Annotated in this window: 25 protein-coding genes; 15 read left to right on the forward strand and 10 right to left on the reverse strand. The window is 60.9% G+C overall.

The window, feature by feature from the left end:
- The first annotated feature begins 5 nt into the window (after positions 1–5).
- The 3 genes from ACLH0I_RS09415 (at position 6) to ACLH0I_RS09425 (ending at position 2,164) form a co-directional block, all read left to right on the forward strand.
- On the forward strand, positions 6–611 hold the full coding sequence (locus ACLH0I_RS09415; RefSeq protein WP_411386877.1) for an arylesterase: 606 nt from the start codon (positions 6–8) through the stop codon (positions 609–611).
- A gap of 56 nt (positions 612–667) precedes the next feature.
- On the forward strand, positions 668–961 hold the full coding sequence (locus tag ACLH0I_RS09420) for a hypothetical protein (RefSeq protein ID WP_003199347.1): 294 nt from the start codon (positions 668–670) through the stop codon (positions 959–961).
- A gap of 231 nt (positions 962–1,192) precedes the next feature.
- Positions 1,193–2,164 carry a L,D-transpeptidase family protein gene (locus ACLH0I_RS09425; protein ID WP_186705363.1) on the forward strand — a complete coding sequence of 324 codons (972 nt, stop codon included), beginning with the start codon at positions 1,193–1,195 and terminating at the stop codon, positions 2,162–2,164.
- Positions 2,165–2,304: 140 nt separating this feature from the next.
- Here the strand turns inward: ACLH0I_RS09425 and oprI are convergent, their stop codons facing one another.
- Positions 2,305–2,556 carry an outer membrane lipoprotei OprI gene (gene oprI, locus ACLH0I_RS09430; RefSeq protein ID WP_003183784.1) on the reverse strand — a complete coding sequence of 84 codons (252 nt, stop codon included), beginning with the start codon at positions 2,554–2,556 and terminating at the stop codon, positions 2,305–2,307.
- Between the two features lie 634 nt (positions 2,557–3,190).
- On the opposite strand from oprI, the gene ACLH0I_RS09435 reads away from it, so the two are divergent.
- Positions 3,191–3,472 (forward strand): GNAT family N-acetyltransferase, encoded by a 282-nt coding sequence (locus ACLH0I_RS09435; RefSeq protein ID WP_186705362.1) that lies wholly within the window; start codon positions 3,191–3,193, stop codon positions 3,470–3,472.
- Positions 3,473–3,620: 148 nt separating this feature from the next.
- Here the strand turns inward: ACLH0I_RS09435 and ACLH0I_RS09440 are convergent, their stop codons facing one another.
- On the reverse strand, positions 3,621–4,697 hold the full coding sequence (locus tag ACLH0I_RS09440) for a 3-deoxy-7-phosphoheptulonate synthase (protein WP_003199364.1): 1,077 nt from the start codon (positions 4,695–4,697) through the stop codon (positions 3,621–3,623).
- A gap of 240 nt (positions 4,698–4,937) precedes the next feature.
- Between ACLH0I_RS09440 and ACLH0I_RS09445 the strand changes: the two genes are divergently transcribed.
- From ACLH0I_RS09445 to cysB, 4 genes are all read left to right on the forward strand, one after another.
- A complete protein-coding gene (locus ACLH0I_RS09445; RefSeq protein WP_250962370.1) occupies positions 4,938–5,891 on the forward strand; it encodes a putative 2-dehydropantoate 2-reductase in 954 nt (317 codons plus the stop codon).
- A gap of 21 nt (positions 5,892–5,912) precedes the next feature.
- Positions 5,913–6,818 (forward strand): 5'-nucleotidase, encoded by a 906-nt coding sequence (locus ACLH0I_RS09450; RefSeq protein WP_250962369.1) that lies wholly within the window; start codon positions 5,913–5,915, stop codon positions 6,816–6,818.
- Between the two features lie 96 nt (positions 6,819–6,914).
- Positions 6,915–7,415 (forward strand): universal stress protein, encoded by a 501-nt coding sequence (locus ACLH0I_RS09455; protein WP_250962368.1) that lies wholly within the window; start codon positions 6,915–6,917, stop codon positions 7,413–7,415.
- A gap of 110 nt (positions 7,416–7,525) precedes the next feature.
- The gene (gene cysB / locus ACLH0I_RS09460) at positions 7,526–8,500 is read left to right on the forward strand and encodes an HTH-type transcriptional regulator CysB (RefSeq protein WP_003199376.1); all 975 of its coding nucleotides are present in this window, start codon (positions 7,526–7,528) and stop codon (positions 8,498–8,500) included.
- A 7-nt stretch (positions 8,501–8,507) separates the two neighbouring features.
- On the opposite strand, the gene ACLH0I_RS09465 is transcribed toward cysB, so the two are convergent.
- The gene (locus tag ACLH0I_RS09465; protein WP_250962367.1) at positions 8,508–8,990 is read right to left on the reverse strand and encodes a GreA/GreB family elongation factor; all 483 of its coding nucleotides are present in this window, start codon (positions 8,988–8,990) and stop codon (positions 8,508–8,510) included.
- Position 8,991: 1 nt separating this feature from the next.
- The gene (locus ACLH0I_RS09470) at positions 8,992–9,378 is read right to left on the reverse strand and encodes a hypothetical protein (protein WP_411386878.1); all 387 of its coding nucleotides are present in this window, start codon (positions 9,376–9,378) and stop codon (positions 8,992–8,994) included.
- A gap of 121 nt (positions 9,379–9,499) precedes the next feature.
- Here ACLH0I_RS09470 and earP point away from each other — a divergent pair, with 121 nt between their 5' ends.
- Both earP and ACLH0I_RS09480 read left to right on the forward strand, forming a co-directional pair.
- The gene (earP, locus tag ACLH0I_RS09475) at positions 9,500–10,633 is read left to right on the forward strand and encodes an elongation factor P maturation arginine rhamnosyltransferase EarP (protein ID WP_411386879.1); all 1,134 of its coding nucleotides are present in this window, start codon (positions 9,500–9,502) and stop codon (positions 10,631–10,633) included.
- Between the two features lie 48 nt (positions 10,634–10,681).
- Positions 10,682–11,251, forward strand: a complete 570-nt coding sequence (locus ACLH0I_RS09480) for an elongation factor P (RefSeq protein WP_003199385.1) — start codon at positions 10,682–10,684, stop codon at positions 11,249–11,251.
- A gap of 242 nt (positions 11,252–11,493) precedes the next feature.
- Here the strand turns inward: ACLH0I_RS09480 and ACLH0I_RS09485 are convergent, their stop codons facing one another.
- The 3 genes from ACLH0I_RS09485 to ACLH0I_RS09495 all read right to left on the reverse strand — a co-directional run bounded on the left by ACLH0I_RS09485 (position 11,494) and on the right by ACLH0I_RS09495 (position 13,943).
- On the reverse strand, positions 11,494–12,507 hold the full coding sequence (locus tag ACLH0I_RS09485) for an alpha/beta hydrolase (protein WP_250962364.1): 1,014 nt from the start codon (positions 12,505–12,507) through the stop codon (positions 11,494–11,496).
- 36 nt (positions 12,508–12,543) lie between these two features.
- Positions 12,544–12,963, reverse strand: coding sequence for an organic hydroperoxide resistance protein (locus tag ACLH0I_RS09490; RefSeq protein ID WP_186728124.1), 420 nt, complete (start codon positions 12,961–12,963; stop codon positions 12,544–12,546).
- 518 nt (positions 12,964–13,481) lie between these two features.
- Positions 13,482–13,943 carry a MarR family winged helix-turn-helix transcriptional regulator gene (locus ACLH0I_RS09495; RefSeq protein WP_053120491.1) on the reverse strand — a complete coding sequence of 154 codons (462 nt, stop codon included), beginning with the start codon at positions 13,941–13,943 and terminating at the stop codon, positions 13,482–13,484.
- 119 nt (positions 13,944–14,062) lie between these two features.
- Between ACLH0I_RS09495 and ACLH0I_RS09500 the strand changes: the two genes are divergently transcribed.
- Positions 14,063–14,839: a sulfite exporter TauE/SafE family protein gene (locus ACLH0I_RS09500; protein ID WP_411386880.1), complete on the forward strand. Its 777-nt coding sequence runs from the start codon at positions 14,063–14,065 to the stop codon at positions 14,837–14,839.
- On the opposite strand, the gene ACLH0I_RS09505 is transcribed toward ACLH0I_RS09500, so the two are convergent.
- Complete coding sequence (locus tag ACLH0I_RS09505) at positions 14,829–15,683, reverse strand: LysR substrate-binding domain-containing protein (protein WP_027912697.1); 855 nt, start codon at positions 15,681–15,683, stop codon at positions 14,829–14,831. The two genes, ACLH0I_RS09500 and ACLH0I_RS09505, sit on opposite strands and share 11 nt — an antisense overlap.
- Positions 15,684–15,780: 97 nt before the next feature.
- On the opposite strand from ACLH0I_RS09505, the gene ACLH0I_RS09510 reads away from it, so the two are divergent.
- Together ACLH0I_RS09510 and ACLH0I_RS09515 are read left to right on the forward strand one after the other, a co-directional pair.
- Positions 15,781–15,999, forward strand: coding sequence for a DUF1127 domain-containing protein (locus ACLH0I_RS09510; RefSeq protein ID WP_039588913.1), 219 nt, complete (start codon positions 15,781–15,783; stop codon positions 15,997–15,999).
- Between the two features lie 64 nt (positions 16,000–16,063).
- A complete protein-coding gene (locus ACLH0I_RS09515; RefSeq protein WP_411386881.1) occupies positions 16,064–17,293 on the forward strand; it encodes a winged helix-turn-helix domain-containing protein in 1,230 nt (409 codons plus the stop codon).
- A gap of 127 nt (positions 17,294–17,420) precedes the next feature.
- On the opposite strand, the gene ACLH0I_RS09520 is transcribed toward ACLH0I_RS09515, so the two are convergent.
- Positions 17,421–18,767, reverse strand: coding sequence for a class II 3-deoxy-7-phosphoheptulonate synthase (locus ACLH0I_RS09520; RefSeq protein ID WP_053183144.1), 1,347 nt, complete (start codon positions 18,765–18,767; stop codon positions 17,421–17,423).
- A gap of 140 nt (positions 18,768–18,907) precedes the next feature.
- On the opposite strand from ACLH0I_RS09520, the gene ACLH0I_RS09525 reads away from it, so the two are divergent.
- Positions 18,908–19,663 carry a spermidine synthase gene (locus tag ACLH0I_RS09525; protein ID WP_186705349.1) on the forward strand — a complete coding sequence of 252 codons (756 nt, stop codon included), beginning with the start codon at positions 18,908–18,910 and terminating at the stop codon, positions 19,661–19,663.
- Positions 19,664–20,149: 486 nt separating this feature from the next.
- Positions 20,150–21,823, forward strand: coding sequence for a DEAD/DEAH box helicase (locus tag ACLH0I_RS09530; protein ID WP_014337279.1), 1,674 nt, complete (start codon positions 20,150–20,152; stop codon positions 21,821–21,823).
- Positions 21,824–22,018: 195 nt separating this feature from the next.
- On the opposite strand, the gene ACLH0I_RS09535 is transcribed toward ACLH0I_RS09530, so the two are convergent.
- Complete coding sequence (locus tag ACLH0I_RS09535) at positions 22,019–22,786, reverse strand: DODA-type extradiol aromatic ring-opening family dioxygenase (protein ID WP_411386882.1); 768 nt, start codon at positions 22,784–22,786, stop codon at positions 22,019–22,021.
- Between the last annotated feature and the right edge of the window lie 22 nt (positions 22,787–22,808).

Here is a 22,808-nt window from a genome sequence, read left to right on the forward strand (position 1 = left end):
ATCCGATGCGTGTGTGGTTTTTGAGTGCCGGCCTGGCCTTGATGTGCATGGTCCAGAACGCAGCGGCGGGTACAGTCCTGATCGTTGGCGATAGTATCAGCGCGGCTTTCGGCCTGGATACCCGGCAGGGGTGGGTGTCGTTGCTCGAACAACGGCTCAAGGCCGAGGGTTTTGACGATAAAGTGGTCAATGCCTCCATCAGCGGCGACACCAGCGCCGGAGGCCAGGCGCGGCTGCCGGCGCTGCTTGCAGCCCATAAACCGGACCTGGTGATCCTGGAACTGGGCGGCAACGATGGCTTGCGTGGACAACCGCCAACACAATTGCAACAAAACCTTGCAGCGATGATCGACAGCGCCCGCGCCAGCGGTGCGAAGGTACTTTTGCTGGGTATGCAATTGCCGCCCAACTACGGACGGCGCTACACCGATGCCTTCGCTCGGGTCTACAGCACCCTGGCCGAGGAGAAGAACGTCCCGCTGGTGCCGTTTTTCCTCAAGGATGTCGGTGGCATCCCGACCATGATGCAGAGTGACGGATTGCACCCGTCCGTCGCGGCCCAGGGCAAGTTGCTGGAAAATGTCTGGCCGACGCTGAAACCGCTGCTTTGACGCTTTTCTACCGGCGGGCTTTCGGCTAATGTGGCGCCCCCGATTTGGAGCCCCCGATGCCGCGTCCCGCCTGGTCCCTGTTTGCCTACCAACTGATCGAGCCTGACGAGCAGTTGGACCTGTTCGCCTGCCAGGAAGTACGGGTGCACCTGGTGACCCGGCAGTTGGAACTCGGTGGCTCGGCCGACCGGACCCTCTGCGGCAGCCTGCTGCCGGCCCAGCCGCGCTGGTCGAGCGTGGACCGCAAGATTTTCCAGGATCATCGCCTGTGCTCGCTGTGCCGGGCGATCCTTGAATCCCAGAAGCGCGGCACCTCGCCGATCTGGCCGGAGCTGCGGTTCGAACTTTAATCCCCCTGTTCCAGTGTGGGAGCGAGCTTGCTCGCGATGGCGGCGGCACATTCAATATTAATGCAAGCAGACGTGCCGCTATCGCGAGCAAGCTCGCTCCCACAGGACTTCATTCCAGTTCCCGGACATGCTGCGCATCGGACGCCCCTGTAGCGCTCTCCCCGAAATAACAGGTGGCAGTGTACAATCGCCGTTTTCATACCCCAGTTCGATCTGCGAAGGATTTCCCGGATGTTGCCGCGCTTGCCTGCCGTCGCCCGCTGCCTGTCTCTTGCCGCCCTGTGTATGGCGGGCCCCGTTGCCGCCCTGGAGCTGCCCCTGCCACCGCCGGGTGAAGACATCATCGGCCAGGTGCAGGTCATCAAGGCCAAATACGAAGACACCTTCGCCGACCTGGGCACCGCCTATGACCTGGGCTACAGCGAGATGGTCGCTGCCAACCCGGGGGTTGATCCCTGGTTGCCGGGCACTGGTACCGAGATCGTGTTGCCCACTCGCTTCATCCTGCCGCCGGGCCCGCGCGAGGGCATCGTGATCAACCTGGCCGAGTACCGTCTCTACTATTTCCCCAAGGGGCGGAACGTGGTCTATACCTTCCCGCTGGGGATTGGCCGTGAGGGCTGGGGCTCGCCAATCGCCCACACCAGTATCATCGCCAAGACCCCGAACCCGACCTGGACTCCACCCGCGTCGATCAAGGCCGAACACGCCGCCGACGGCGACCCGTTGCCGAATGTCGTGCCTGCCGGCCCTGATAACCCGCTGGGTCCTTTCAAGTTCACCCTGGGCACCCCGGGCTACCTGATCCACGGTTCGAACAAGAAGTTCGGCATCGGCATGCGGACCAGTCACGGTTGCTTCCGGATGTTCAACAACAACGTACTGGAGATGGCCGGCATGGTGCCGGTGGGTACGTCGGTGCGGATCATCAACGACCCCTACAAGCTGGGCTTGAGCGGCGGCAAGGTGTACCTGGAAGCGCATACACCGTTGGACGACAAGGGCAACCCGTCGGTGGTGGACAAGCACACCGCCGTCATCAACGCGATGCTCAAGCGCGAAGACATCACCAGCAACCTGCGCATGAACTGGGACGTGGTACGGGACGTGGTAGCGGCCGAAGATGGCCTGCCAGTGGAAATCGCAGTTCCAAATACCTCGGCACCGATGGTTTCGAGCGCGCCGATCGACCTGCAGCAGTAAAAACCCGAAAGCAACCCGCCGACGTTTCGCGATGTCGGCGGGTTTTTTATCGCCTGGTAAAACACCAGTCAATAGCTCTTGAAGCCAAAAAAAAAGCCGACCCAAGAATGGGTCGGCTCGATAACAATCCCGAAGGACTATTACTTGCGGCTAGCTTTTTCCAGCATGCGCAGAGCACGCTCGTTAGCTTCGTCAGCAGTCTGTTGTGCTTTTTGAGCAGCAGCCAGAGCTTCATCAGCTTTACGGTAAGCTTCGTCTGCACGAGCCTGGGAGCGAGCTGCTGCGTCTTCGGTAGCGGTCAGACGTGCTTCGGTTTCTTTCGATGCGCTGCTGCAACCGGTAGCCAGAACTGCGGCCAGGGCCAGAGCAGAGAATTTCAGAACGTTGTTCATCGGTTTCCCCTTCAAGGACTTTCTATTAGTGACTGTCTCCCCAGACTGAGGAGTTAGCCGGCGTACATACTACCCATTACTTGTAGTAAGTAAACTGACGTAGCGCAAGAAGCAAAAAAATTGTAGGCGGTGATTCTTTTTCGAGCAACTTTTCTGGGGGTTGTTTAAAAAATATACAGACCAAAGCCCTTGCCCGGAGCGCGTCGACGAAAGAAAGTTCCGTGGCTGGGTGAACTCTCGCAGCCCTCGCTAACGTCGTTGTTTATTGATTCACCTACACTTTTGTACATTTTTTGTGCAGCGCTCCGGGCATCTTTATTGGTATTGGCGGTGACTTTAACTACGCGCGCTCGTCTCAAGACTCAACAACTGGCGATGTTCAGCTATTGCACCGTGACCGACTACAGCGCGACGATGGCGCTCAATCGATAAACCCGACCAGGTTCACCCCTTCGATGACAGCCGTGCCTTGAGCATTTGCGTCATTGGTGCCTACTATTCACGACGTGCTCGGGTTTGGGCGGATCGGTTTTGGCGCTCGGTGACCGGGAAGGCACGGGGTGGCGTAGAGGTTCCTTCGCCGGAAAAACATCGGTAAGGTAGGGGTCGGCATTCAGACCCGCGAGGAGTAGTGATGAGCGAGGCGGTTACCATCCACCATGACCAGGCTGGTCATCAGTTCGAGACCAATGTGGACGGTCATCGTGCCTATCTGACCTACATGGACCTGGGCAAGCAGACCCTGGACATCTATCGTACCTTCGTGCCCAACGCACTGCGCGGCAGGGGGATTGCAGCGAAGTTGACCGAAGAGGCGCTGAAGTACGCTGAAGAAATGGGCTACACGGTGATCCCGTCCTGCTCCTACGTGGAGCGCTACATGGAGCGTCACCAGCGGCACGCGGCGAAGCTCTGAGAAAACGGATTCCCAATAAAAAACGCCGGGCTGAGAAGCCCGGCGTTTTTTATTTCTGGTGGAGCAAAGGATCGCAGGCTTCGCCAGCTCCTACATACCGGCGTAGGAGCCGTGTAGGAGCTGTCGAGTGCAACGAGGCTGCGATCCTTTAGCCACGCTGCCGCTTAGGCAATACATCCTTGAGCTTGGCATGCATGCTGCGCAGGGTGTTCTCGGTCGCGCTCCAGTCGATGCAGGCATCGGTGATGGAGACGCCGTATTGCAAGTCGGCAAGGTCTTTCGGAATAGCCTGGCAGCCCCAGTTCAAATGGCTTTCGACCATCAGGCCGATAATCGACTGGTTGCCTTCCAGGATCTGGTTGGCCACGTTCTCCATCACCAGTGGTTGCAGCGCCGGGTCCTTGTTGGAGTTGGCGTGGCTGCAATCGACCATGATGTTCGGCTTGATCTTGGCTTTGTTCAGTGCCTGCTCGCACAGGGCAACGCTGACCGAATCGTAGTTCGGCTTGCCGTTGCCACCGCGCAGCACCACGTGACCGTAGGCGTTGCCCTTGGTGGTGACGATCGACACGCCACCTTCCTGGTTGATGCCCAGGAAACGATGCGGGCTGGAAACCGATTGCAAGGCGTTGATCGCCACGGTGAGGCCACCGTCGGTGCCGTTCTTGAAGCCTACCGCCGACGACAGGCCGGAGGCCATTTCGCGGTGGGTCTGGGATTCGGTGGTGCGCGCGCCGATGGCCGACCAGCTGATCAAGTCCTGCAGGTACTGCGGCGAGATCGGGTCGAGGGCTTCGGTGGCGGTGGGCAGGCCCATTTCCGCCAGGTCCAGCAGCAATTGGCGACCGATGTGCAGGCCGTCCTGGATCTTGAAGGAGTCATCCAGGTACGGGTCGTTGATCAGGCCTTTCCAGCCGACGGTGGTTCGAGGCTTCTCGAAATACACGCGCATGACCAGGTACAAGGTGTCGGACACTTCCGCGGCCAGCACCTTCAGGCGCTCGGCGTATTCGTGGGCGGCCTTGATGTCGTGGATCGAGCAGGGGCCGATGACCACGAACAGGCGATGGTCGGTGCCGTCCAGGATGTTGCGAATGACTTCCCGGCCCTTGGTCACGGTGCGCAGGGCAGCGTCGCTCAGGGGGATATCGCGCTTGAGCTGGTCAGGCGTGATGAGGGTCTCGTTGGAGGCGACGTTAAGGTCATTGATCGGTAAATCAGCCATCGTGTTACTCGTCAGGTCACGGGTGCCGGCCGCCAGCGATCCCCGCGCGGCGGTGCACAGCGGATTTTAAGCGCGTCGGGGAGCCGAACCTTATCGCGTTACGAGGCTGCTCGACAATGGGCTGGGCCCGGTTTAATTGCGCCGGGCGCCAATCGGCCCTGCGCCGGAAAGTGCCGTCGCCACGGGGAGCTGGTCCTGTGTAATGATGTGCACAGGCTTTTTACCAGGGGAGTTGCGACGATGCAGGCAGGCGCTAAACCACGGATCGGAATGATCGGCACCGGGGCGATTGGCGGGTTCTACGGGGTGATGCTGGCGCGTGCCGGTTTTGACGTGCACTTCCTGTTGCGCAGCGAATTTGCCGCCGTGGCCGAAGCCGGTTTGCGGATCGACAGCGCGGTCCACGGTGCGCTGGCCCTCCACCCGGTCCAGGCCTATCCCTCGGCAGCCGACATGCCGCCCTGCGACTGGCTACTGGTCGGCGCCAAGACCACCAGCAATGCCGACCTGGCCCCGGCCATTGCCCAGGCGGCCGCTGATGGGGCCAAAGTCCTGCTGCTGCAGAACGGCCTCGATGTCGAGGACGATCTTCGGCCGTTGCTGCCCGATTCGTTGCACCTGCTGGGTGGCCTGTGCCTGATCTGCGTGCATCGCGTCGGCCCTGGCGTCGTCGCCCACCAGGCACTTGGCGCGGTCAACGTCGGTTATCACAGCGGCCCTTGTGTCGATCAGGCGCAACGCATGGCGATCGTCGAAGAAGCGACGACGATGTTCCGCAGCGCCGGTATCGAGGCCCAGGCCATGCCTGGCCTGCAACAGGCCCGCTGGCAGAAACTGGTGTGGAATGTGCCGTACAACGGCCTTTCGGTTCTGCTGGGCGCCAGTACCACGCCGTTGATGGCCAACGACCATAGCCGCGAATTGATCCAGGCACTGATGGGGGAGGTGGTTCGCGGTGCCCAAGCCTGCGGGCATCAGATCGCGCCGGGTTATGCCGAGTACCTGTTCGCGATGACCGAGAAGATGCCCGACTATTGGCCGAGCATGTACCACGATTATTCCCACAAGCGTGCGCTGGAACTGGACGCGATCTATGGCCGGCCATTGGCGGCGGCGAAAGCGGCAGGGTGTGAGCTGCCGAAAATCGAAGCCTTGTATCAGGCGTTGGCCTTCATGGATCGGAACAACCGCTGAGCGGGCGAAAGGGGGAGCGGCATGGCAAACAACATCGACGACAAATTGGTGCTGGCGATTTCGTCGCGGGCGCTGTTCGACCTGAGGGAAAGCCACAAGGTGTACCTGGCGAGTGGCGTCGAGGCCTATCGGCAATATCAGATCGAGCATGAAGACGAAGTCCTGGCTCCTGGCGACGCGTTCGCCCTCGTGCAGAAACTGCTGGACCTCAACGAGCACCTGGGGCGTGCCCGGGTCGAGGTGATCCTGGTCTCGCGCAACAGTGCCGACACCGGCCTTCGGGTGTTCAACTCGATTCATCACTATGGGCTGGCGATTTCACGCGCGGCCTTCGTCGGCGGCCGTAGCCCTTACCCGTACCTCAAGGCTTTCGGCTGCGATCTGTTTCTGTCCACTCACGCTGAAGACGTGCGCAGCGCCCTGGACGCCGGCTTTGCCGCGGCGACCATCCTGTCGGGTGGGGCCAGTCGCGCCGCCAGCGGGGAATTGCGCATAGCCTTCGACGGCGATGCCGTGCTGTTTTCCGATGAGTCGGAGCGTGTCTATCAGACCGGTGGTCTGGAAGCATTCCAGGCCAGCGAGCGACAGGCCGCCCGCGAGCCACTGCGGGGCGGGCCGTTCAAGGGCTTCCTGGCGGCACTCAATGCGCTGCAACGCGAGTTTCCCGAGGACGCCTGCCCCATCCGCACGGCGCTGGTGACGGCCCGTTCGGCACCGGCCCACGAGCGGGTCATCCGGACGTTGCGTGAATGGGACATCCGTCTGGATGAGTCGTTGTTTCTCGGCGGCCTGACCAAATCGGCCTTTCTGGAGGCCTTCGCCGCCGATGTGTTTTTCGATGACCAGACAGGCCATTGCGAACTGGCTCGGGAGGTGGTCGCCACCGGTCACGTGCCCCATGGCATCAGTAACGAAATAAAGCCCTGACGACCTCGGGGCCGGGACGTCAGGCCGCACGTCGCAGTCTCCAAGGCGCTGCTAAGCTGAATCAATCTCCGCCATTCTGGCACTCGAGGAGGTCACATGATTCGTTCGATGCTGTACGCCACAGACCTGGGTCTCTACGCCCCTTATGTGATGCAGCATGCCTTGGCGCTGGCACGGACGTTTGAAGCCGAGTTGTATGTGGTGCATGCGGTAGAACCGATGGGGCTGTTCGCCGAATCGGTGTTGCAAAGCTATCTCGACGAGCACGCGCTGAACGAATTCCATCGCCAAGGTCTGAGTACGGTGATGGCCAATATCGAACAGCGGGTGCTCGACAATTTCCGCGAGGAGTTGGGGGACGGGCAACAGGACTTGAAACTGATCAAATCGGTCAGGGTGTACCAGGGCGATCCTTCCCAGGTCATCCTGGAGCAGGCTGCGAAACTCTCCGTGGATTTGTTGATCGTGGGCAGTCATTGCCAAGGAGCGAGCGGTGAAACCCCCTTGGGCAGGACCGCTGCGCGGGTATTGCAGTTATCCCGGGTGCCGGTCTACCTGGTCCCCCTGGTGCAGCGCCGACGCCAGGGCGAGGCCTGAGGCTAAATGATGGCGTTTTATAAAAAGTTCTAGATTTATTGTCGTGACCTTCCATATAGTTATATACCGTCGCTGATGCCCGTGGCGTCCAACTGCTTTGAGGGATACATATGAAGCTTCAACAACTGCGCTACATCTGGGAAGTGGCGCACCACGACCTCAACGTTTCCGCTACTGCCCAAAGCCTCTACACGTCGCAACCCGGCATCAGCAAGCAGATCCGCCTGTTGGAAGATGAACTGGGCGTCGAAGTCTTCGCCCGCAGCGGCAAGCACTTGACCCGCGTGACCCCGGCGGGTGAGCGCATCATCACCACGGCAGGCGAGATCCTGCGCAAGGTCGAGAGCATCAAGCAGATCGCCCAGGAATTCTCCAACGAGAAAAAAGGCACCCTCTCGATCGCCACCACCCACACCCAGGCTCGTTATGCGCTGCCGCCGGTGATCAGCAATTTCATCAAGCAATACCCCGACGTGGCGCTGCACATGCACCAGGGGTCGCCGATGCAGATCGCCGAGATGGCGGCCGACGGCACGGTGGATTTCGCCATTGCCACCGAGGCCCTGGAGTTGTTCGGTGACCTGGTGATGATGCCGTGCTACCGCTGGAACCGCTGCGTGGTCGTGCCCCAGGGCCATCCGTTGACCAAGCTGCCGAAGCTCACCCTCGAAGCCCTGGCCGAATACCCGATCGTGACCTATGTATTCGGTTTCACCGGTCGTTCCAAACTCGACGAAGCCTTCAGCCACCGTGGCCTGACGCCAAAAGTGGTGTTCACCGCCGCCGACGCCGACGTGATCAAGACTTACGTTCGCCTGGGCCTGGGCGTGGGCATCGTCGCGAAGATGGCCGTCGATACCAAGCTCGACAGTGACCTGGTAGTACTGGACGCCAGCGAGTTGTTCGAATCCAGCGTGACCAAGATCGGTTTCCGTCGTGGCACGTTCCTGCGGGGTTTCATGTGCGATTTCATCGAGAAATTCGCGCCGCACCTGACCCGTGAAGTCATGGCCAAGGCCATCCAGTGCCACAACAAGCAGGAACTCGAAGAGTTGTTCGACGGTGTCGAGCTGCCGGTGCACTAAGGCCCTTCTAGATCGCCTCGGTGACAGCGAACTGTTGCCGGGCGCCCGCGACGACGATCTCCACTTCATCTCCTTCGGTCTTTCCCAGCAGGCCTCGGCCCAGCGGTGAGCGAGGGGTGATGACGGTGATCGGCTGGCCCACCAGCGAAACCTTCAAGCCTGCCGCATCGGGCCCCAGGAAGAGCCATTGCTGGCGACCGTCCTCATCTTCCAGGCCGATCAACGTGCCGACCTGAATGCCGCGCTCCTCGTCATAGGGCCTCAACGCCAGGTTCTGGCAGAGGGTTAGGGCCTGGCGGATTTCTTCCACGCGCCTGGCTTGTCCGGCGGCGAGGTAGGACGCCTCGAGGCCCAGGGTGTCGTATTTGTTCTCGGCGATGTTTTCTTCGTGGGTCGCGGTTTCGTAGGCGGTTTGCGCAGCGCGTTCGGCGATGTCCAGATCAATCTTGAGCTTGTCGAGGATCAACTGGTGGACGGTCTGTTTGTTCATATCATTCGCAGAATTGCAGGACATTGGCGCGGCTTTTTTCACTGGGAGCATTCTGGTCCTGCTGCAACCAGAACTGACACTTGGGGTTGGACAGGTTGCGCGGATTGCTCCTGGCCTGATCGAGCGCCTGGCGCTGCTCGTTCCTTTGCAGGTTCTGCTGGTACTGCTCGAACATGGGGGCGGGCGGTTCCGGGGCCGGCTGCAGCGCCGGCGGTTGCGCCAATTGATGGACGGCGGCGGCCACGGGCGCCAGTTGTTCGTCGAACAGGAACTTTGACAGCAGCCAGCCGGTCAGGACGATGGCGAGAAACCCCAACCATAGGCCCAAGGCAATACTAACAGTCAATTTCAAAGCGCTGAGACGTGGGGCTGGAGAGTGATCGGGCATGGCTGCTTCCTGGCAGGGGCATGGGCAGGCGGTGATTGTCGCATGAAGATTAATCGCCGTCGGCTCTTCTGCGCGATCGGTTTATTCGGGACAATCAGGCCTTTGTCACAGGGAGTCGAGAATGGCTGTGCGCTGGGATATTTTTTGCACCGTCGTCGATAACTATGGCGACATCGGTGTCACTTGGCGCCTGGCTCGGCAATTGGTGGCCGAGCACCAATGTGCGGTGCGGCTCTGGGTTGACGATCTACGCGCCTTCGAGCGGCTGTGTCCGGAAATCGATATCACCCTGTCCGAGCAATGGCAGCAGGGCGTACAGGTGCGCCACTGGCCTGCGGACTGGCCGGCTACCGAGGCCGCCGAGGTGGTGATCGCCGCTTTTGCCTGCCAGTTGCCGAGTGCCTACATGGAGGCGATGGCCGAGCGCCCGACCGCGCCCTTGTGGATGAACCTCGATTATCTGAGCGCCGAGGACTGGGTGATCGGTTGCCACGGCTTGCCGTCGGTCAAATACAAGCACGTGCAGAAATACTTCTTTTTTCCAGGCTTTCGGGAGGGAACCGGTGGCTTGCTGCGTGAGGCCGGTTTGCTGGAGCGTCGTCGGCAATTCCAGCAGGATGCCGAGGCTCAACGTATTTTCCTCCAGGGATTGGGCGTCGAGCGGGCGCCGGAGACTTGCCTGGTCTCGCTGTTTGCCTATGAAAACGCAGGTTTGGCGAGCTGGTTTGACGCAATGGCAACCGATGCCCAGGCGTTCCATGTGCTGGTTCCCGAAGGGCGGGTGTTGGGCGATGTCGAGCGTTGGCTCGGTGTCCAAGGCCTGAAGGCCGGTGCGCTGCATCGACGCGGCGCGCTGACGGTGCAGGTGCTGCCGTTCGTCCGCCAGGACCAGTACGACCATTTGTTGTGGTGCTGTGATTTCAATGCCGTGCGCGGCGAAGACTCCTTCGTGCGCGCCCAATGGGCCGGCCGGCCGCTGCTGTGGCATATCTACCAGCAGGAAGAGGACGTCCACCTGGAAAAGCTCGAGGCGTTTCTCACCCTCTACAATCAGGGGCTTTCGCCTGCCGCGCAAAAAGCGACCAGTGGTCTGTGGCGGGCCTGGAATGCCGGCCAGGACATGGCCGAACATTGGAAAGCCAGCCGTGAACAGCAGCCGGAACTGCTCGAACACGCCCAGGCGTGGTGTCTGGAACAGGCCTCGCGACCCGATCTTGCCGCAGCGCTGGTGAAGTTTTATGTAAATTGGATATGATACGCGGCCTAGATTTTTGTAAATCCCATCCAAATTCGGATATTCGCAATGAAAACTGGTAAAGAACTGAAACCCGGGACCGTGATCCGTCTCGAAAACGATCCTTGGCTGGTTCAGAAAGCTGAGTTCACCAAGTCGGGTCGTAACAGCGCGATCATGAAGACCAAGCTGAAGAACCTGCTGACCGGTTACAAGACCGAGATCGTCTACAGCGCCGACGACAAACTGGACGACGTGATCCTCGACCGCAAGGAAGCGACCCTGTCCTTCATCAGCGGCGACACCTACACGTTCATGGATACCACTGACTACACCATGTACGAGCTGAACGCCGAAGACATCGAAAGCGTTCTGCCGTTCATCGAAGAAGGCATGACCGACGTCTGCGAAGCCGTGTTCTTCGAAGAGCGCCTGGTTTCCGTAGAGCTGCCGACCACCATCGTGCGTCAGGTTGACTACACCGAAGGCTCCGCTCGCGGTGACACGTCCGGCAAGGTGATGAAGCCTGCCAAACTGAAGAACGGCACCGAGCTGTCGGTTGCTGACTTCATCGAAATCGGCGACATGATCGAGATCGATACCCGCGAAGGCGGTTCCTACAAAGGCCGCGCTAAATAAGCGAAGCCTTCTGTATAAAAAAGCCCGACCATTGAGTCGGGCTTTTTTATATCTTTATTTCGACCCGGCCCCTGTGGCGAGGGAGCTTGCTCCCGCTGGGCTGCGTAGCAGCCCCAACCCAGGCAACTCGGTCATTCAGTCATACCGCATTGACCCGATGACGACTGCTGCGCAGCCGAGCGGGAGCAAGCTCCCTCGCCACAAAAGCTTCGGCGTGCAGTCACTTCAGCTTCGGCGTGCAATTACTTCAAGTGCTGCTTGAGCTCTTCGGACACCTGCAACATCGCCGAACGCACCGCCGGCACCTGGCTGACCACGTTGAGCAAGCCATAGTCGTGGATCATGCCGTTGTACCGTACAGCTGTGACCGGGACACCGGCCGCGTCCAGCTTGCGAGCGTACGCTTCACCTTCGTCGCGCAACACGTCAGCCTCGGCGGTCTGTACCAGCGCGGGCGGCAGGCCCTTGAGTTGCGCGGTGGTTGCCCGCAATGGCGAGGCATAGATCTCGCCGCGTTGCCCGGCATCGGTGGTGTAGTTGTCCCAGAACCACTTCATCATGTTTTTGCTGAGGAAGTGTCCTTCGGCGAATTGGTTGTAGGACGCCGTCTCGAAGCTGGCGTCGGTCACCGGCCACAGCAATGCCTGGAAGCGGATCGCCGGTGTGCCTTTGTCCTTCGCCATCAAGGCTACGACCGCCGCCATGTTGCCGCCGACGCTGTTGCCCACCACGGCCAGGCGCTTGCCATCGACATTGATTTGCTTGCCATGCTCGGCGACCCACTTCGTCGCCGCATAGGCCTGGTTGATCGCCACTGGATAATGCGCCTCGGGTGAGGGCGTGTAGTTGACGAATACCGCGACAGCACCCGAACCCGCCACCAGATCCCGAACCAGTCGTTCATGGGTCGGGAAGTCGCCCAATACCCAGCCACCACCGTGGAAGAACATGAACACGGGCAACTCACCCTTGACCCCGGCTGGGCGAACGATGGTCAGGCTGATCGGCTGGCCATCGACCTGGATGGTCTTCTCGCTGACATCGGCCTTGGGCAAGGTCAGTTTGACTCCCGCCTGGGCACCCACCAATACGGCGCGGGCGTCCTTGGGCGACAGTTGCTCCAAGGGCTTGCCGGTGCCGGCATTCAGAGCGTCGAGAAACGCCTGGGTGTTGTGTTCGACGATGCCGTCGGCGAAGGCGCTGCTGACGCTGAGGGCGAGAAGAGTACCGGTCAAGACTTTGCTGAGCGTGTTCATGTGTATCTCCTTAAGTTCGGGTCCAGGGGGCTATGGTCAGACGGCGACATGCAGGCGCACATCGACGTTGCCGCGGGTGGCGTTGGAGTACGGGCAGACTTGGTGAGCCGCGTCCACCAGGCTTTGTGCGTCGGCTTGGTCCAGGCCCGGCAGGCTGATGTGCAGGTCGATGTCGAGGCCGAAACCGCCGGGGATCTGGCCAATACCGACATGGGCGGTGATCGAGGCGTCGTCCGGGATCTTGCGTTTGCTTTGGCCAGCCACGAATTTCAAGGCGCCGATGAAGCAGGCCGAATAGCCGGCGGCGAACAGCTGCTCAGGGTTGGTAGCCGCACCGCCTGCACCGCCGAGCTCCTTGGGTGTGGCGAGTTTGACGTCGAGGATGTTGTCGCTGGAGATCGCACGACCGTCACGGCCGCCAGTGGAAGTTGCGATTGCGGTGTAGAGAGTTTGCATGATGATCGCCTCGTTTCTGGGTAGGTATTTGCGCTAAATGTTTGCGCGCTAAGTAGGTGTGGAGATAATGTATAACGCTAATATTTTGTGCGCAAGATAAATTTTCGAGGCGAGATGGAATTGGCGATCTGAAAAAGTCTGAAAGCCTTTAGCTAGAGCGATTATTGAGCGTAAAAATTTTTTGAGGAGGGCAGGGTAGACAGGGCTGCCGCTATCGCGAGCAAGCTTGCTCCCACACTGGATCTGCGGTGAACACAAAATTCATGTCCGACACAAAACCCCTGTGGGAGCTTGCTCGCGATAGCGGTGGATCCGCACAGAGGATGTTGGATATGCCGCCGCTTTCGCGAGCAGGCTCGCTCCCACATTGGATCTGCGGTGAACACAAAATTCATGTCCGACACAAAACCCCTGTGGGAGCGAGCTTGCTCGCGATAGCGGTGGATCTGAACAGCGGATGTTGAATGTGCCGCCGCTTTCGCGAGCAAGCTCGCTCCCACAGGGGGTTAGCGGTGTTTTTAGAGGCTGTCTTGCAAATGCCCGCGCAGCGCCTGCAGGTCAAGCTGTAGCTTCTTCAGCTGCTCCAGGGTCTGGCCGCTGGCGGCGAGGATGCATTGGGGGATGTCGAGGGCTTTTTCCCGCAGGGCACGGCCCTGTTCGGTGAGTTCGACAATCACCACGCGTTCGTCCTCACGGCTGCGGGTGCGGCTCAACAGGCCTTCGGCCTCCAGGCGCTTGAGCAATGGCGTCAACGAGCCGGGGTCGGTCAGCAAGCGTGTGCTGATTTCACCGACGGTCAATCCGTCCTTTTCCCACAGCACCATCATCGCCAAGTATTGCGGGTAGGTCAGGCCCAAGGCCTGTAGCAGCGGTTTATAGACTTTGGTCATCAGCAGTGACGTGGAGTGCAGGGCGAAGCAGACCTGGTTGTCGAGCAGCAGGGCTTCGCAGGCTTCGGGGGTGTCGCGCAGGGTGTTCATGGCCAAACCTTCAAATCAGTGATCGTTATGAATCTAGCGGGCAAATCTTTAATGCGCCAGATAATTCTGACGACCTGATCAGATGTCCCGTTTCCCCGCTGCCGCCGACTGCGTAGGATATGCGCCCTAAGGAAAGGGGAATCGTCTTGTTCGAATTTGTGCAGTTTTTGCTGTTTGGTGCCGTTTTGGGCACCTTGGGAGGATTGTTCGGGATCGGTGGCGGCCTGATTGCCATTCCGGTACTGGGCGTCTGGTTCGGCCTCGACCAGCAACTGGCCCAAGGTACGGCGCTGGTCATGGTGGTGCCCAACGTCATGCTTGCGTTGTGGCGCTATCACCAGCGCAATCGCATCGAGTTGCGCCATGTCCTGCCGTTGGCTTCCATGGGTTTCTGCTTTGCCTGGCTCGGCTCGATCTGGGCCGTGGGGATCGACGCGGACCGCATGCGGATCGGTTTCGTAGCGTTCCTCATCGCGCTGGCTCTCTACAATCTGGTCCGCATGTTCGCCGCCACTGCACCGGCATCGGCGCAGATGCGTCATGGCTGGCCATGGCTCGCCGTGCTGGGGGCCGCATCCGGCACCATGGGCGGTCTGTTCGGTGTCGGTGGGGCCGTGGTCGCCACGCCGATCCTGACCAGCATTTTTGGCACCACCCAGGTGGTTGCCCAAGGCTTGTCCCTGGCGCTGGCCTTGCCCAGTACTGGCGTGACCCTCGCCACGTATGCGTTTCACCACGAAGTGGACTGGAGCATCGGCCTGCCGCTGGCCATCGGTGGCCTGCTGAGCATCAGTTGGGGAGTGAAAGTCGCCCACGCGCTGCCGGAGCGGCTGTTGCGCGGGCTGTTCTGCGGTTTCCTGGTGCTGTGCGCGGTGCTGCTCGCCTTTAAAGTTTGAAACCTTCGACGATGTGTTCGGCCAGGCACTCGGTGATCGGCGACGGGTTGTGCAGGTTGCGGATCAACATGATGCTGGCCTCGGGCAGTTCCGGCAGGTCTTCGGCCTCGCCGAGTACGCGCATGTCCGGGGTCAGCAGGCTTTCCAGCTGCGCCGTGATTGCCAGGCCGGCCCCCACCACCGCCATGAGCGCCGACAGGCTCGAGCTGTTGTACGCCACGCGATAATCGCGGCCCATGGCATCCAATGCGTTGCACGCCCATTGCCGGCAGAAACAATCGCTGTTGAACATCGCCAGCGGCAGCGGTGTTTGTTCGTGGACGTTGAAACAGGCGGCTTCGGCCCAGACAAAGCGCTCCTTGCGTAGCAACTGGCCGATCTCGTCCCCCGGTTTACGGGTGACGATGGACAGGTCCAGGTCCTGGCGCAGCAGTAACTGCTTGGACGATTCGCAGTGCACTTCGATTTCGATCAAAGGGTAGAACTGGGCGAAGCGTTGCAGGATGCCTGGCAGGAAGCGCATCACGTAATCGTCCGGCGTGCCGATGCGCACCGTACCGACCATGTGCGGTTCGCGCAGGGTATTGAACACCTCGCTGTGCAGCTTGAGGATCCGCCGGGCATAACCCAGCAGCACCTGGCCTTCGGCGGTGAGCTTGACCTGGCGCCCGTCACGCTCGAACAGTCGTCGCTGCAACACGTCTTCTTCCAGCCGCTTCATCTGCATGCTCACGGCAGACTGAGTGCGATTGACCAATTCCCCGGCCCGGGTGAAACCGCCCTGGTCGGCGATGGCGACAAAGGTGCGCAGCACTTCCGTATCGATGCTCGGGTAACTCGACAATTGATCAATCTCCGAGATGTATTGCATAAGAAACATTCGTTGGATTGATCTTAGCGTTAGCGCGAGACTTGAGCCATCCCCAACGGAGGACATCACGATGAAAGGTCAAAAAGGTTATCTACTGATAGACAAACTCTCCCACGGCTTCTCGGTCAGTGCTCTGCTGCATAAGGTTAGTCGCTGGTACGAATTGCACCACGAACGTGAGTTGCTGGCCGGCATGAGCGACGAGGCGCTCAAGGACATTGGCGTGAGTCGTGCCGATGTAGAGCAGGAAGTGGTTCGGCCATTCTGGGATGACCCAATGCACAAATGAGCCATCCTTTCCTACACAAACCCCTTATTGGTGAGGTAGGTTGCGAGCAGACAAGGAGATCTACATGCCCGCGACTGTGTCCTTTACCCTCAAACAGGCCCGGCGTCTGGCGTTGGCCGCCCAAGGATTCGATGGGCGGTCGTCGCCAGCTTCGGTGCAACCCTCGCGCCTCAACCGCCTGATCGAACGCCTCGGCGTCCTGCAGATCGACTCCGTCAATGCGTTGGTGCGCTCGCATTACCTCCCGCTGTTTTCTCGCCTCGGTCACTACAATCGCGATTTGCTCGATCAAGCTGCCTGGAGCCAGGGCCGACGTCGCACGCTGTTCGAATACTGGGGCCATGAGGCCTCGCTATTGCCGATGTCGATGTATCCGCTGATGCGCTGGCGCATGAATCGGGCGTCGGGTGGCGAAGGGATCTACCAGCAATTGGCGCGTTTCGGCCAGGAACGCCAGGATGTCATCCGCCGCGTCCTGGCGGCGGTCCAGGAGCAGGGCGCTCTTGGCGCAGGCAGTCTGTCCACACGCCAGGAAAAGGCCGGGCCGTGGTGGGACTGGAGCGCTGAGAAGCATGCGTTGGAATGGTTGTTCGCGGCAGGCGAAGTCACGGTAGCCGGGCGGCGTGGGTTCGAGCGGCTCTATGACTTACCCGAACGGGTATTGCCGGCTTCGATCCTGCAGCAACCGCTGCCGGACGAAGCCCAGGCCCAGCGCGCCTTGCTGGTACATGCCGCCGAAGCCCTGGGCATCGCGACCGAGAAAGACTTGCGCGACTACTTTCGCCTCGACCCGGCCGACAGTCGCGGGCGCCTGGCCGAGTTGGAGGAGGCTGGGGAACTGCTGCGCTGCCAGGTGCAAGGCTGGAAGCAACCGGCCTGGTGCCGACCCGCGGTGAAAATCCCTCGCAAAGTTGCCGCCAGTGCCTTGCTGTCGCCGTTCGATTCGCTGGTCTGGGAGCGCGGTCGTACCGAGCGGTTGTTCGACTTTCGCTATCGGTTGGAGATCTACACACCGGTGCAAAAGCGGGTGTATGGCTATTACGTCCTGCCATTTCTGCACAACGAACGAATTGCCGCCCGGGTCGATCTGCGGGCGGAGCGGGCCTTGGGACAGTTGGCGGTGCATGCCGTGCACGAGGAGGCGCCGGGGCTGGACGAGGAGGGGATGCAGGCTCTTGCACTGAGCCTGTGGCGCATGGCCCGGTGGTTGGGGCTGGAGCGGGTTCAGCTCAATTGCCGGCGAGAGGGTGGGGTGCGGTTGGCGGTGGCATTGGCACAGATTGATGGTGACTGAGCGGGCGTCATCGCGAGCAAGCTCGCTCCCACAAGGGATCTCGGGTGACCACAAGTCTTGTGTTCACCGCCGATCCCATGTGGGAGCGAGCTTGCTCGCGATAGCAGTCTAACCGCCGAAGAAGAACCTAGCGCCGAACCTGTTTCAACGTCTCGGCAATCAAAAACGCCAGTTCCAGCGACTGATCGGCATTCATCCGCGGGTCGCAGTGGGTGTGGTAGCGGTCTGACAGCCCGTCTTCGGTAATCGGCCGCGCGCCGCCGATGCATTCGGTGACGTTTTGCCCGGTCATTTCGATGTGAATCCCGCCGGCGTAGGTGCCTTCGGCTTCGTGGACCTGGAAGAACTGCTTCACTTCACCGAGGATCTGCGCGAAGTCCCGGGTCTTGTAGCCACTGCTGGCCTTGATGGTATTGCCGTGCATCGGGTCGGAGCTCCACAGCACCTGCTTGCCTTCACGCTGCACGGCGCGCAACAGTGGCGGCAAGTGTTCGCCGACCTTGTTGGCGCCCATCCGGGCGATCAGGTTCAGCCGGCCGGGGTCGTTGTCCGGATTGAGCACGTCAATCAGGCGGATCAGGTCGTCCGGGTCCATGCTCGGGCCGACCTTGACCCCGATCGGATTGTTCACCCCGCGCAGGAATTCGACATGGGCGCCGTCCAACTGACGGGTACGGTCGCCGATCCACAGCATGTGGGCGGAGCAGTCGTAATAATCGTTGGTCAGGCTGTCACGGCGCACGAAGGCTTCTTCGTAGTTGAGCAGCAGTGCTTCGTGGGCGGTGAAGAAACTGGTTTCGCGCAGTTGCGGCGAGCTGTCCATGCCGCAGGCACGCATGAATGCCAGGGTTTCGTCGATGCGGTCGGCCAAGTGGCTGTATTTTTCCGCCAGGGCTGAATTGGCGATGAAATCCAGGTTCCACTTGTGTACTTGGTGCAAATCGGCAAAACCGCCCTGGGCGAACGCCCGCAGCAGGTTCAAGGTGGCGGTGGACTGGTGATAGGACTGCAACAACCGCTCCGGGTCCGGGACGCGGCTTTTTTCGTCGAAACCGATGCCGTTGACGATGTCGCCGCGATAGGCCGGCAGGGTCACGCCGTCGATGGTTTCGTCGTTGGCCGAGCGCGGCTTGGCGAACTGCCCGGCCATCCGCCCGACCTTGACCACCGGGCAACCGGCGGCAAACGTCATGACGATCGCCATCTGCAGCAGCACCTTGAAGGTGTCGCGGATCTTGGCCGCCGAGAATTCGGCGAAGCTTTCGGCGCAGTCGCCGCCTTGCAGCAGGAACGCCCGGCCCTGGGTCACCTCGGCGAACTGACGGCGCAACTCCCGGGCTTCACCGGCAAACACCAGTGGCGGATAACTGGCCAGGGTCTGCTCCACCTGCAACAGGTGCGCGGCGTCGGGGTAGCGGGGTTGCTGCTGGATCGGCAGGGCGCGCCAGCTGTCAGGGCTCCAGGGTTGGCTCATCATGATCTCTAGGTGGTTTACGCTCGGGCGCTCATGTTATCAGCAAATTAGTGCGTGACCTGTTCCGCTTGCTTCGCGGACAATCGCGCCTTTGCCCCGAATGCGCAGGCCCCTACCCGCCGGCAACATCAGGAGATGACATGACTGAGGAGCGCGTCGAGCATTTGCTCGCCGAGGTGCACGACGAGTTCGGCATGATCCGCGTATTCGAAGTGGCCGATTACCGGTTTCTCGAGTTTGGCGATGCCATCGAGCAGAGCTGCGTGTTCACGGCCGATCCCAGCTGGCTTGAATACGACTACACCCGCGCCATGCTCATCGGTGCGTTGTGTCACGAGCAGCCGGAAAGTGCGCTGTTCCTGGGGCTCGGCGCCGGTACGCTGACCCAGGCCTGCCTCAAGTTCCTGCCGCTGGAAGATGTCGAAGCCATTGAGCTGCGCCCCGATGTGCCGCGCCTGGCCATCGAATACCTGGGGCTGGACGACGATCCGCGACTGTATATCCGCGTTGGCGATGCCTTGGAATTGCTTGAAACGGCGGAGCCGGCGGACCTGATCTTCGTCGACCTCTACACCGATGTCGGCCCAGGCGTCGGGCACTTGGCCTGGCGGTTCCTGGAAAACTGCCAGAAACGCCTCAACCCCGGCGGCTGGCTGGTGATCAACCAATGGGCTACCGACGACGGCAAGCCGTTGGGCGCGGCGCTGTTGCGTGGTTTGTACCACCGGCATTATTGGGAGCTGCCGGTGAAAGAGGGCAACGTGATCCTGATCGTGCCGGCGGACCTGGATCAGGAACTGGATATGCAAGGGCTGGTGGCCAGGGCCGAAGGGTTGGCGCCGCGATTGGGCTATTCGTTGCAGTCGTTGATCAAGGCCATTCGCCCGGCGACCTGATCAAAGCCAGGAATCCTATGGCCGGTGAGTTCCCCTGTGGCCAGGGAACTTGCTCCCGCTCGGCTGCCAAGCAGACGCCTGGGTTGATCTCTGAAATTGAAGGGGGCCGCTTCGCGACCCAGCGGGAGCAAGCTCCCTCGCCACAAGGGCGGAGGCGTCTGGAGGTGAACCGTTTTAGCCGGCTGTCCCCGGGCCTGGGACAGCAAGCCCCATAGCGGGGTTTGGCAATAAAAAAAGCTCCCTTTTTGGGCGAATTCCGGTATAGTGCGCGCCGGCCTTTAGCCGGGCCGCGTCAAGGTAGCGCAATTCTCCGAAGTCAGCTTCGGTTGCATGTCCGCACAACGGATGCTTCCACGACGTTCTTTTTCCATTCATTCGTTTTCGCAAATCCCCGCCGACAAAGCAGCCAGGGCGACTCTTGAGTCTCAACACGGCATGCGCAGCTTTGGAGCATGGGTCTTTGCGGATGCACTTAGAGGCAGACCCATGACCCAGGAAACCGGCGGCTTCGCCGCTTTTAATCTCAACCCGAACATTCTTGCTGCCGTCACTGCGACCGGCTACGAAGAACCTTCGGCGATTCAGCAGCAATCGATCCCGATCATCATGGCCGGCCACGACATGATTGGCCAGGCGCAAACCGGTACGGGTAAAACCGCTGCGTTCGCCCTGCCGATCCTGCATCGCATCGATCCTGCCAAGCGCGAACCGCAAGCCCTGATCCTGGCGCCAACCCGTGAGTTGGCGCTGCAAGTAGCAACCGCTTTCGAAACCTACTCCAAGCAAATGCCTGGCGTTACCGTTGTGGCCGTTTACGGCGGCGCCCCGATGGGCCCACAACTGAAAGCCATCCGTAACGGCGCGCAAATCGTTGTCGCCACCCCGGGTCGTCTGTGCGACCACCTGCGTCGTGACGAAAAAGTCCTGGCTACCGTGAACCACCTGGTTCTCGACGAAGCCGACGAAATGCTCAAGCTGGGCTTCATGGATGACCTGGAAGTCATCTTCAAGGCCCTGCCAGCGACTCGCCAGACCGTATTGTTCTCGGCCACCCTGCCGCAATCGATCCGTGCCATTGCCGAGCGCCACCTGCGCGATCCGCAACACGTGAAGATCCAGACCAAGACCCAGACCGTCACCGCGATCGAACAGGCTCACCTGCTGGTTCACGCTGACCAGAAGACGTCCGCCGTCCTCAGCTTGCTGGAAGTGGAAGACTTCGACGCCCTGATCATGTTCGTACGCACCAAGCAAGCGACCCTGGACCTGGCCAGCGCCCTGGAAGCCAAAGGCTACAAAGCCGCCGCGCTGAACGGTGACATTGCCCAGAACCAGCGTGAGCGCGTGATCGACTCCCTCAAGGATGGCCGCCTGGACATCGTTGTGGCGACCGACGTCGCGGCCCGTGGCCTGGACGTTCCGCGCATCACCCACGTATTCAACGTGGACATGCCGTACGATCCTGAGTCCTACGTTCACCGTATCGGCCGTACCGGCCGTGCCGGTCGCGAAGGCCGTGCGCTGCTGCTGGTCACCCCGCGTGAGCGCCGCATGCTGCAAGTGATCGAGCGTGTGACTGGCCAGAAGGTGGCTGAAGTTCGCCTGCCGGACGCCCAGGCCGTTCTCGATGCCCGCATCAAGAAACTGACCAACAGCCTGTCGCCACTGGTGGCTGACGCCGAATCGACCCACGGTGATCTGCTTGATCGCCTGACCGCCGACATCGGTTGCACCCCACGCGCCCTGGCCGCAGCACTGCTGCGCAAGGCCACCAATGGCCAAGCGCTGAACCTGGCTGCAATCGAGAAAGAACGTCCCCTGGTGCCGAACAACGCACCGCGTGGCGATCGTCCTGAGCGCACCGGTGATCGTCCGGACCGTGGTGATCGCGAGCGTCGTGCACCGATCCCGCTGGCCGAAGGTCGTGCGCGCTGCCGTACTGCGCTGGGTGCCCGTGACGGCATCGCCGCCAAGAACCTGCTGGGTGCCATCCTCAACGAAGGTGGCCTGGCCCGCGAAGCGATCGGTCGCATCCAGGTGCGTGACAGCTTCAGCCTGGTAGAGCTGCCGGAAGATGGTCTGGAGAAGTTGCTGACCAAGTTGAAAGACACCCGCGTGGCTGGCAAGCAGCTCAAGCTGCGTCGCTACCGCGAAGATTGATCGGCTCTCGGGCTGATTGATCGAACATGAAGAATCCCCGACTGGTTCGGGGATTTTTTTCGCCTGTCGTTTGGTGTTCCTTCAGGAAGGTGGCGTGGGCGCCATCGCGAGCAAGCTCGCTCCCACAATGAATTTTCGGTGCTCACAAATCCCCTGTGGGAGCGAGCTTGCTCGCGATGGAAGCGACTCGGTCAATCAGTCGAACCGATAAATGTCCATCCCCAGCGTCCCCATGGTGAACCCCCCATGGGCAACACTGAATTTCCCACCCGCACCCCGGGCAAAATACAGCGGCAGCAAGTGCTCGTCGCTGGGATGGCTGCGCACGGCATTGGGCGCCTGGCGGCGGTAGTCGTGCAACGCGGTTTCGTCGTTGGCCGTCAGTTGCTCGACCATCCAATCGCGAAAGGCCTTGGCCCAGGGCTCGATACTGTCAGGGCCGGCATTCCAGTCCAGGTCGCGCAGGTTATGGGTGATGCTGCCGGAGCCGATCAGCAAGACGCCTTCGTGGCGCAGGCTCGCCAAGGCCTGGCCCACCTGGGTCTGTAACACTGGCCCCTGGCGACTAGGCAGGGAAACCTGTACCACCGGAATGTCGGCGTCGGGGTACATCAACGACAATGGCACCCAGACGCCATGGTCGGAGGGCCGTTGAGGGTCGAGGCGGGCCGGCAGGTGGGCTGTGTTGAGCATGTCTGCTACTCGCGTCGCCAGTTGAGGATTGCCTGGCGCGGGGTATTGCACTTCATACAGCGCCGGTGGAAAACCACCGAAGTCGTGCCAGGTACGCGGTTGCGGGTTGGCGCTGACCAGCAGGTCATTGCTTTCCCAGTGGGCGGAGACGATGACGATGGCCTTGGGCTTGGGCAATTGAGCGGCAAGGCTGGCCAGCGCCGGGCCGCTGGCGCCGGGCTCCAGGGCGAGCATCGGTGAGCCATGGGAGATAAACAGGCTGGGCAGCATGAACGGACTCCTGAGCGTTAAG

The organism is Pseudomonas sp. MPB03 (assembly GCF_046605385.1).
GTDB classification, from domain to species: domain Bacteria; phylum Pseudomonadota; class Gammaproteobacteria; order Pseudomonadales; family Pseudomonadaceae; genus Aquipseudomonas; species Aquipseudomonas zanjanensis.

What these genes read in the sequence shown, in the direction of transcription:
- ACLH0I_RS09415 (WP_411386877.1), top strand. Translation starts at nt 6, where the DNA reads ATGCGTGTGTGGTTTTTGAGTGCCGGCCTGGCCTTGATGTGCATGGTC.
- ACLH0I_RS09420 (WP_003199347.1), top strand. Translation starts at nt 668, where the DNA reads ATGCCGCGTCCCGCCTGGTCCCTGTTTGCCTACCAACTGATCGAGCCT.
- ACLH0I_RS09425 (WP_186705363.1), top strand. Translation starts at nt 1,193, where the DNA reads ATGTTGCCGCGCTTGCCTGCCGTCGCCCGCTGCCTGTCTCTTGCCGCC.
- oprI (WP_003183784.1), bottom strand. Translation starts at nt 2,556, where the DNA reads ATGAACAACGTTCTGAAATTCTCTGCTCTGGCCCTGGCCGCAGTTCTG.
- ACLH0I_RS09435 (WP_186705362.1), top strand. Translation starts at nt 3,191, where the DNA reads ATGAGCGAGGCGGTTACCATCCACCATGACCAGGCTGGTCATCAGTTC.
- ACLH0I_RS09440 (WP_003199364.1), bottom strand. Translation starts at nt 4,697, where the DNA reads ATGGCTGATTTACCGATCAATGACCTTAACGTCGCCTCCAACGAGACC.
- ACLH0I_RS09445 (WP_250962370.1), top strand. Translation starts at nt 4,938, where the DNA reads ATGCAGGCAGGCGCTAAACCACGGATCGGAATGATCGGCACCGGGGCG.
- ACLH0I_RS09450 (WP_250962369.1), top strand. Translation starts at nt 5,913, where the DNA reads ATGGCAAACAACATCGACGACAAATTGGTGCTGGCGATTTCGTCGCGG.
- ACLH0I_RS09455 (WP_250962368.1), top strand. Translation starts at nt 6,915, where the DNA reads ATGATTCGTTCGATGCTGTACGCCACAGACCTGGGTCTCTACGCCCCT.
- cysB (WP_003199376.1), top strand. Translation starts at nt 7,526, where the DNA reads ATGAAGCTTCAACAACTGCGCTACATCTGGGAAGTGGCGCACCACGAC.
- ACLH0I_RS09465 (WP_250962367.1), bottom strand. Translation starts at nt 8,990, where the DNA reads ATGAACAAACAGACCGTCCACCAGTTGATCCTCGACAAGCTCAAGATT.
- ACLH0I_RS09470 (WP_411386878.1), bottom strand. Translation starts at nt 9,378, where the DNA reads ATGCCCGATCACTCTCCAGCCCCACGTCTCAGCGCTTTGAAATTGACT.
- earP (WP_411386879.1), top strand. Translation starts at nt 9,500, where the DNA reads ATGGCTGTGCGCTGGGATATTTTTTGCACCGTCGTCGATAACTATGGC.
- ACLH0I_RS09480 (WP_003199385.1), top strand. Translation starts at nt 10,682, where the DNA reads ATGAAAACTGGTAAAGAACTGAAACCCGGGACCGTGATCCGTCTCGAA.
- ACLH0I_RS09485 (WP_250962364.1), bottom strand. Translation starts at nt 12,507, where the DNA reads ATGAACACGCTCAGCAAAGTCTTGACCGGTACTCTTCTCGCCCTCAGC.
- ACLH0I_RS09490 (WP_186728124.1), bottom strand. Translation starts at nt 12,963, where the DNA reads ATGCAAACTCTCTACACCGCAATCGCAACTTCCACTGGCGGCCGTGAC.
- ACLH0I_RS09495 (WP_053120491.1), bottom strand. Translation starts at nt 13,943, where the DNA reads ATGAACACCCTGCGCGACACCCCCGAAGCCTGCGAAGCCCTGCTGCTC.
- ACLH0I_RS09500 (WP_411386880.1), top strand. Translation starts at nt 14,063, where the DNA reads ATGCGCCCTAAGGAAAGGGGAATCGTCTTGTTCGAATTTGTGCAGTTT.
- ACLH0I_RS09510 (WP_039588913.1), top strand. Translation starts at nt 15,781, where the DNA reads ATGAAAGGTCAAAAAGGTTATCTACTGATAGACAAACTCTCCCACGGC.
- ACLH0I_RS09515 (WP_411386881.1), top strand. Translation starts at nt 16,064, where the DNA reads ATGCCCGCGACTGTGTCCTTTACCCTCAAACAGGCCCGGCGTCTGGCG.
- ACLH0I_RS09520 (WP_053183144.1), bottom strand. Translation starts at nt 18,767, where the DNA reads ATGAGCCAACCCTGGAGCCCTGACAGCTGGCGCGCCCTGCCGATCCAG.
- ACLH0I_RS09525 (WP_186705349.1), top strand. Translation starts at nt 18,908, where the DNA reads ATGACTGAGGAGCGCGTCGAGCATTTGCTCGCCGAGGTGCACGACGAG.
- ACLH0I_RS09530 (WP_014337279.1), top strand. Translation starts at nt 20,150, where the DNA reads ATGACCCAGGAAACCGGCGGCTTCGCCGCTTTTAATCTCAACCCGAAC.
- ACLH0I_RS09535 (WP_411386882.1), bottom strand. Translation starts at nt 22,786, where the DNA reads ATGCTGCCCAGCCTGTTTATCTCCCATGGCTCACCGATGCTCGCCCTG.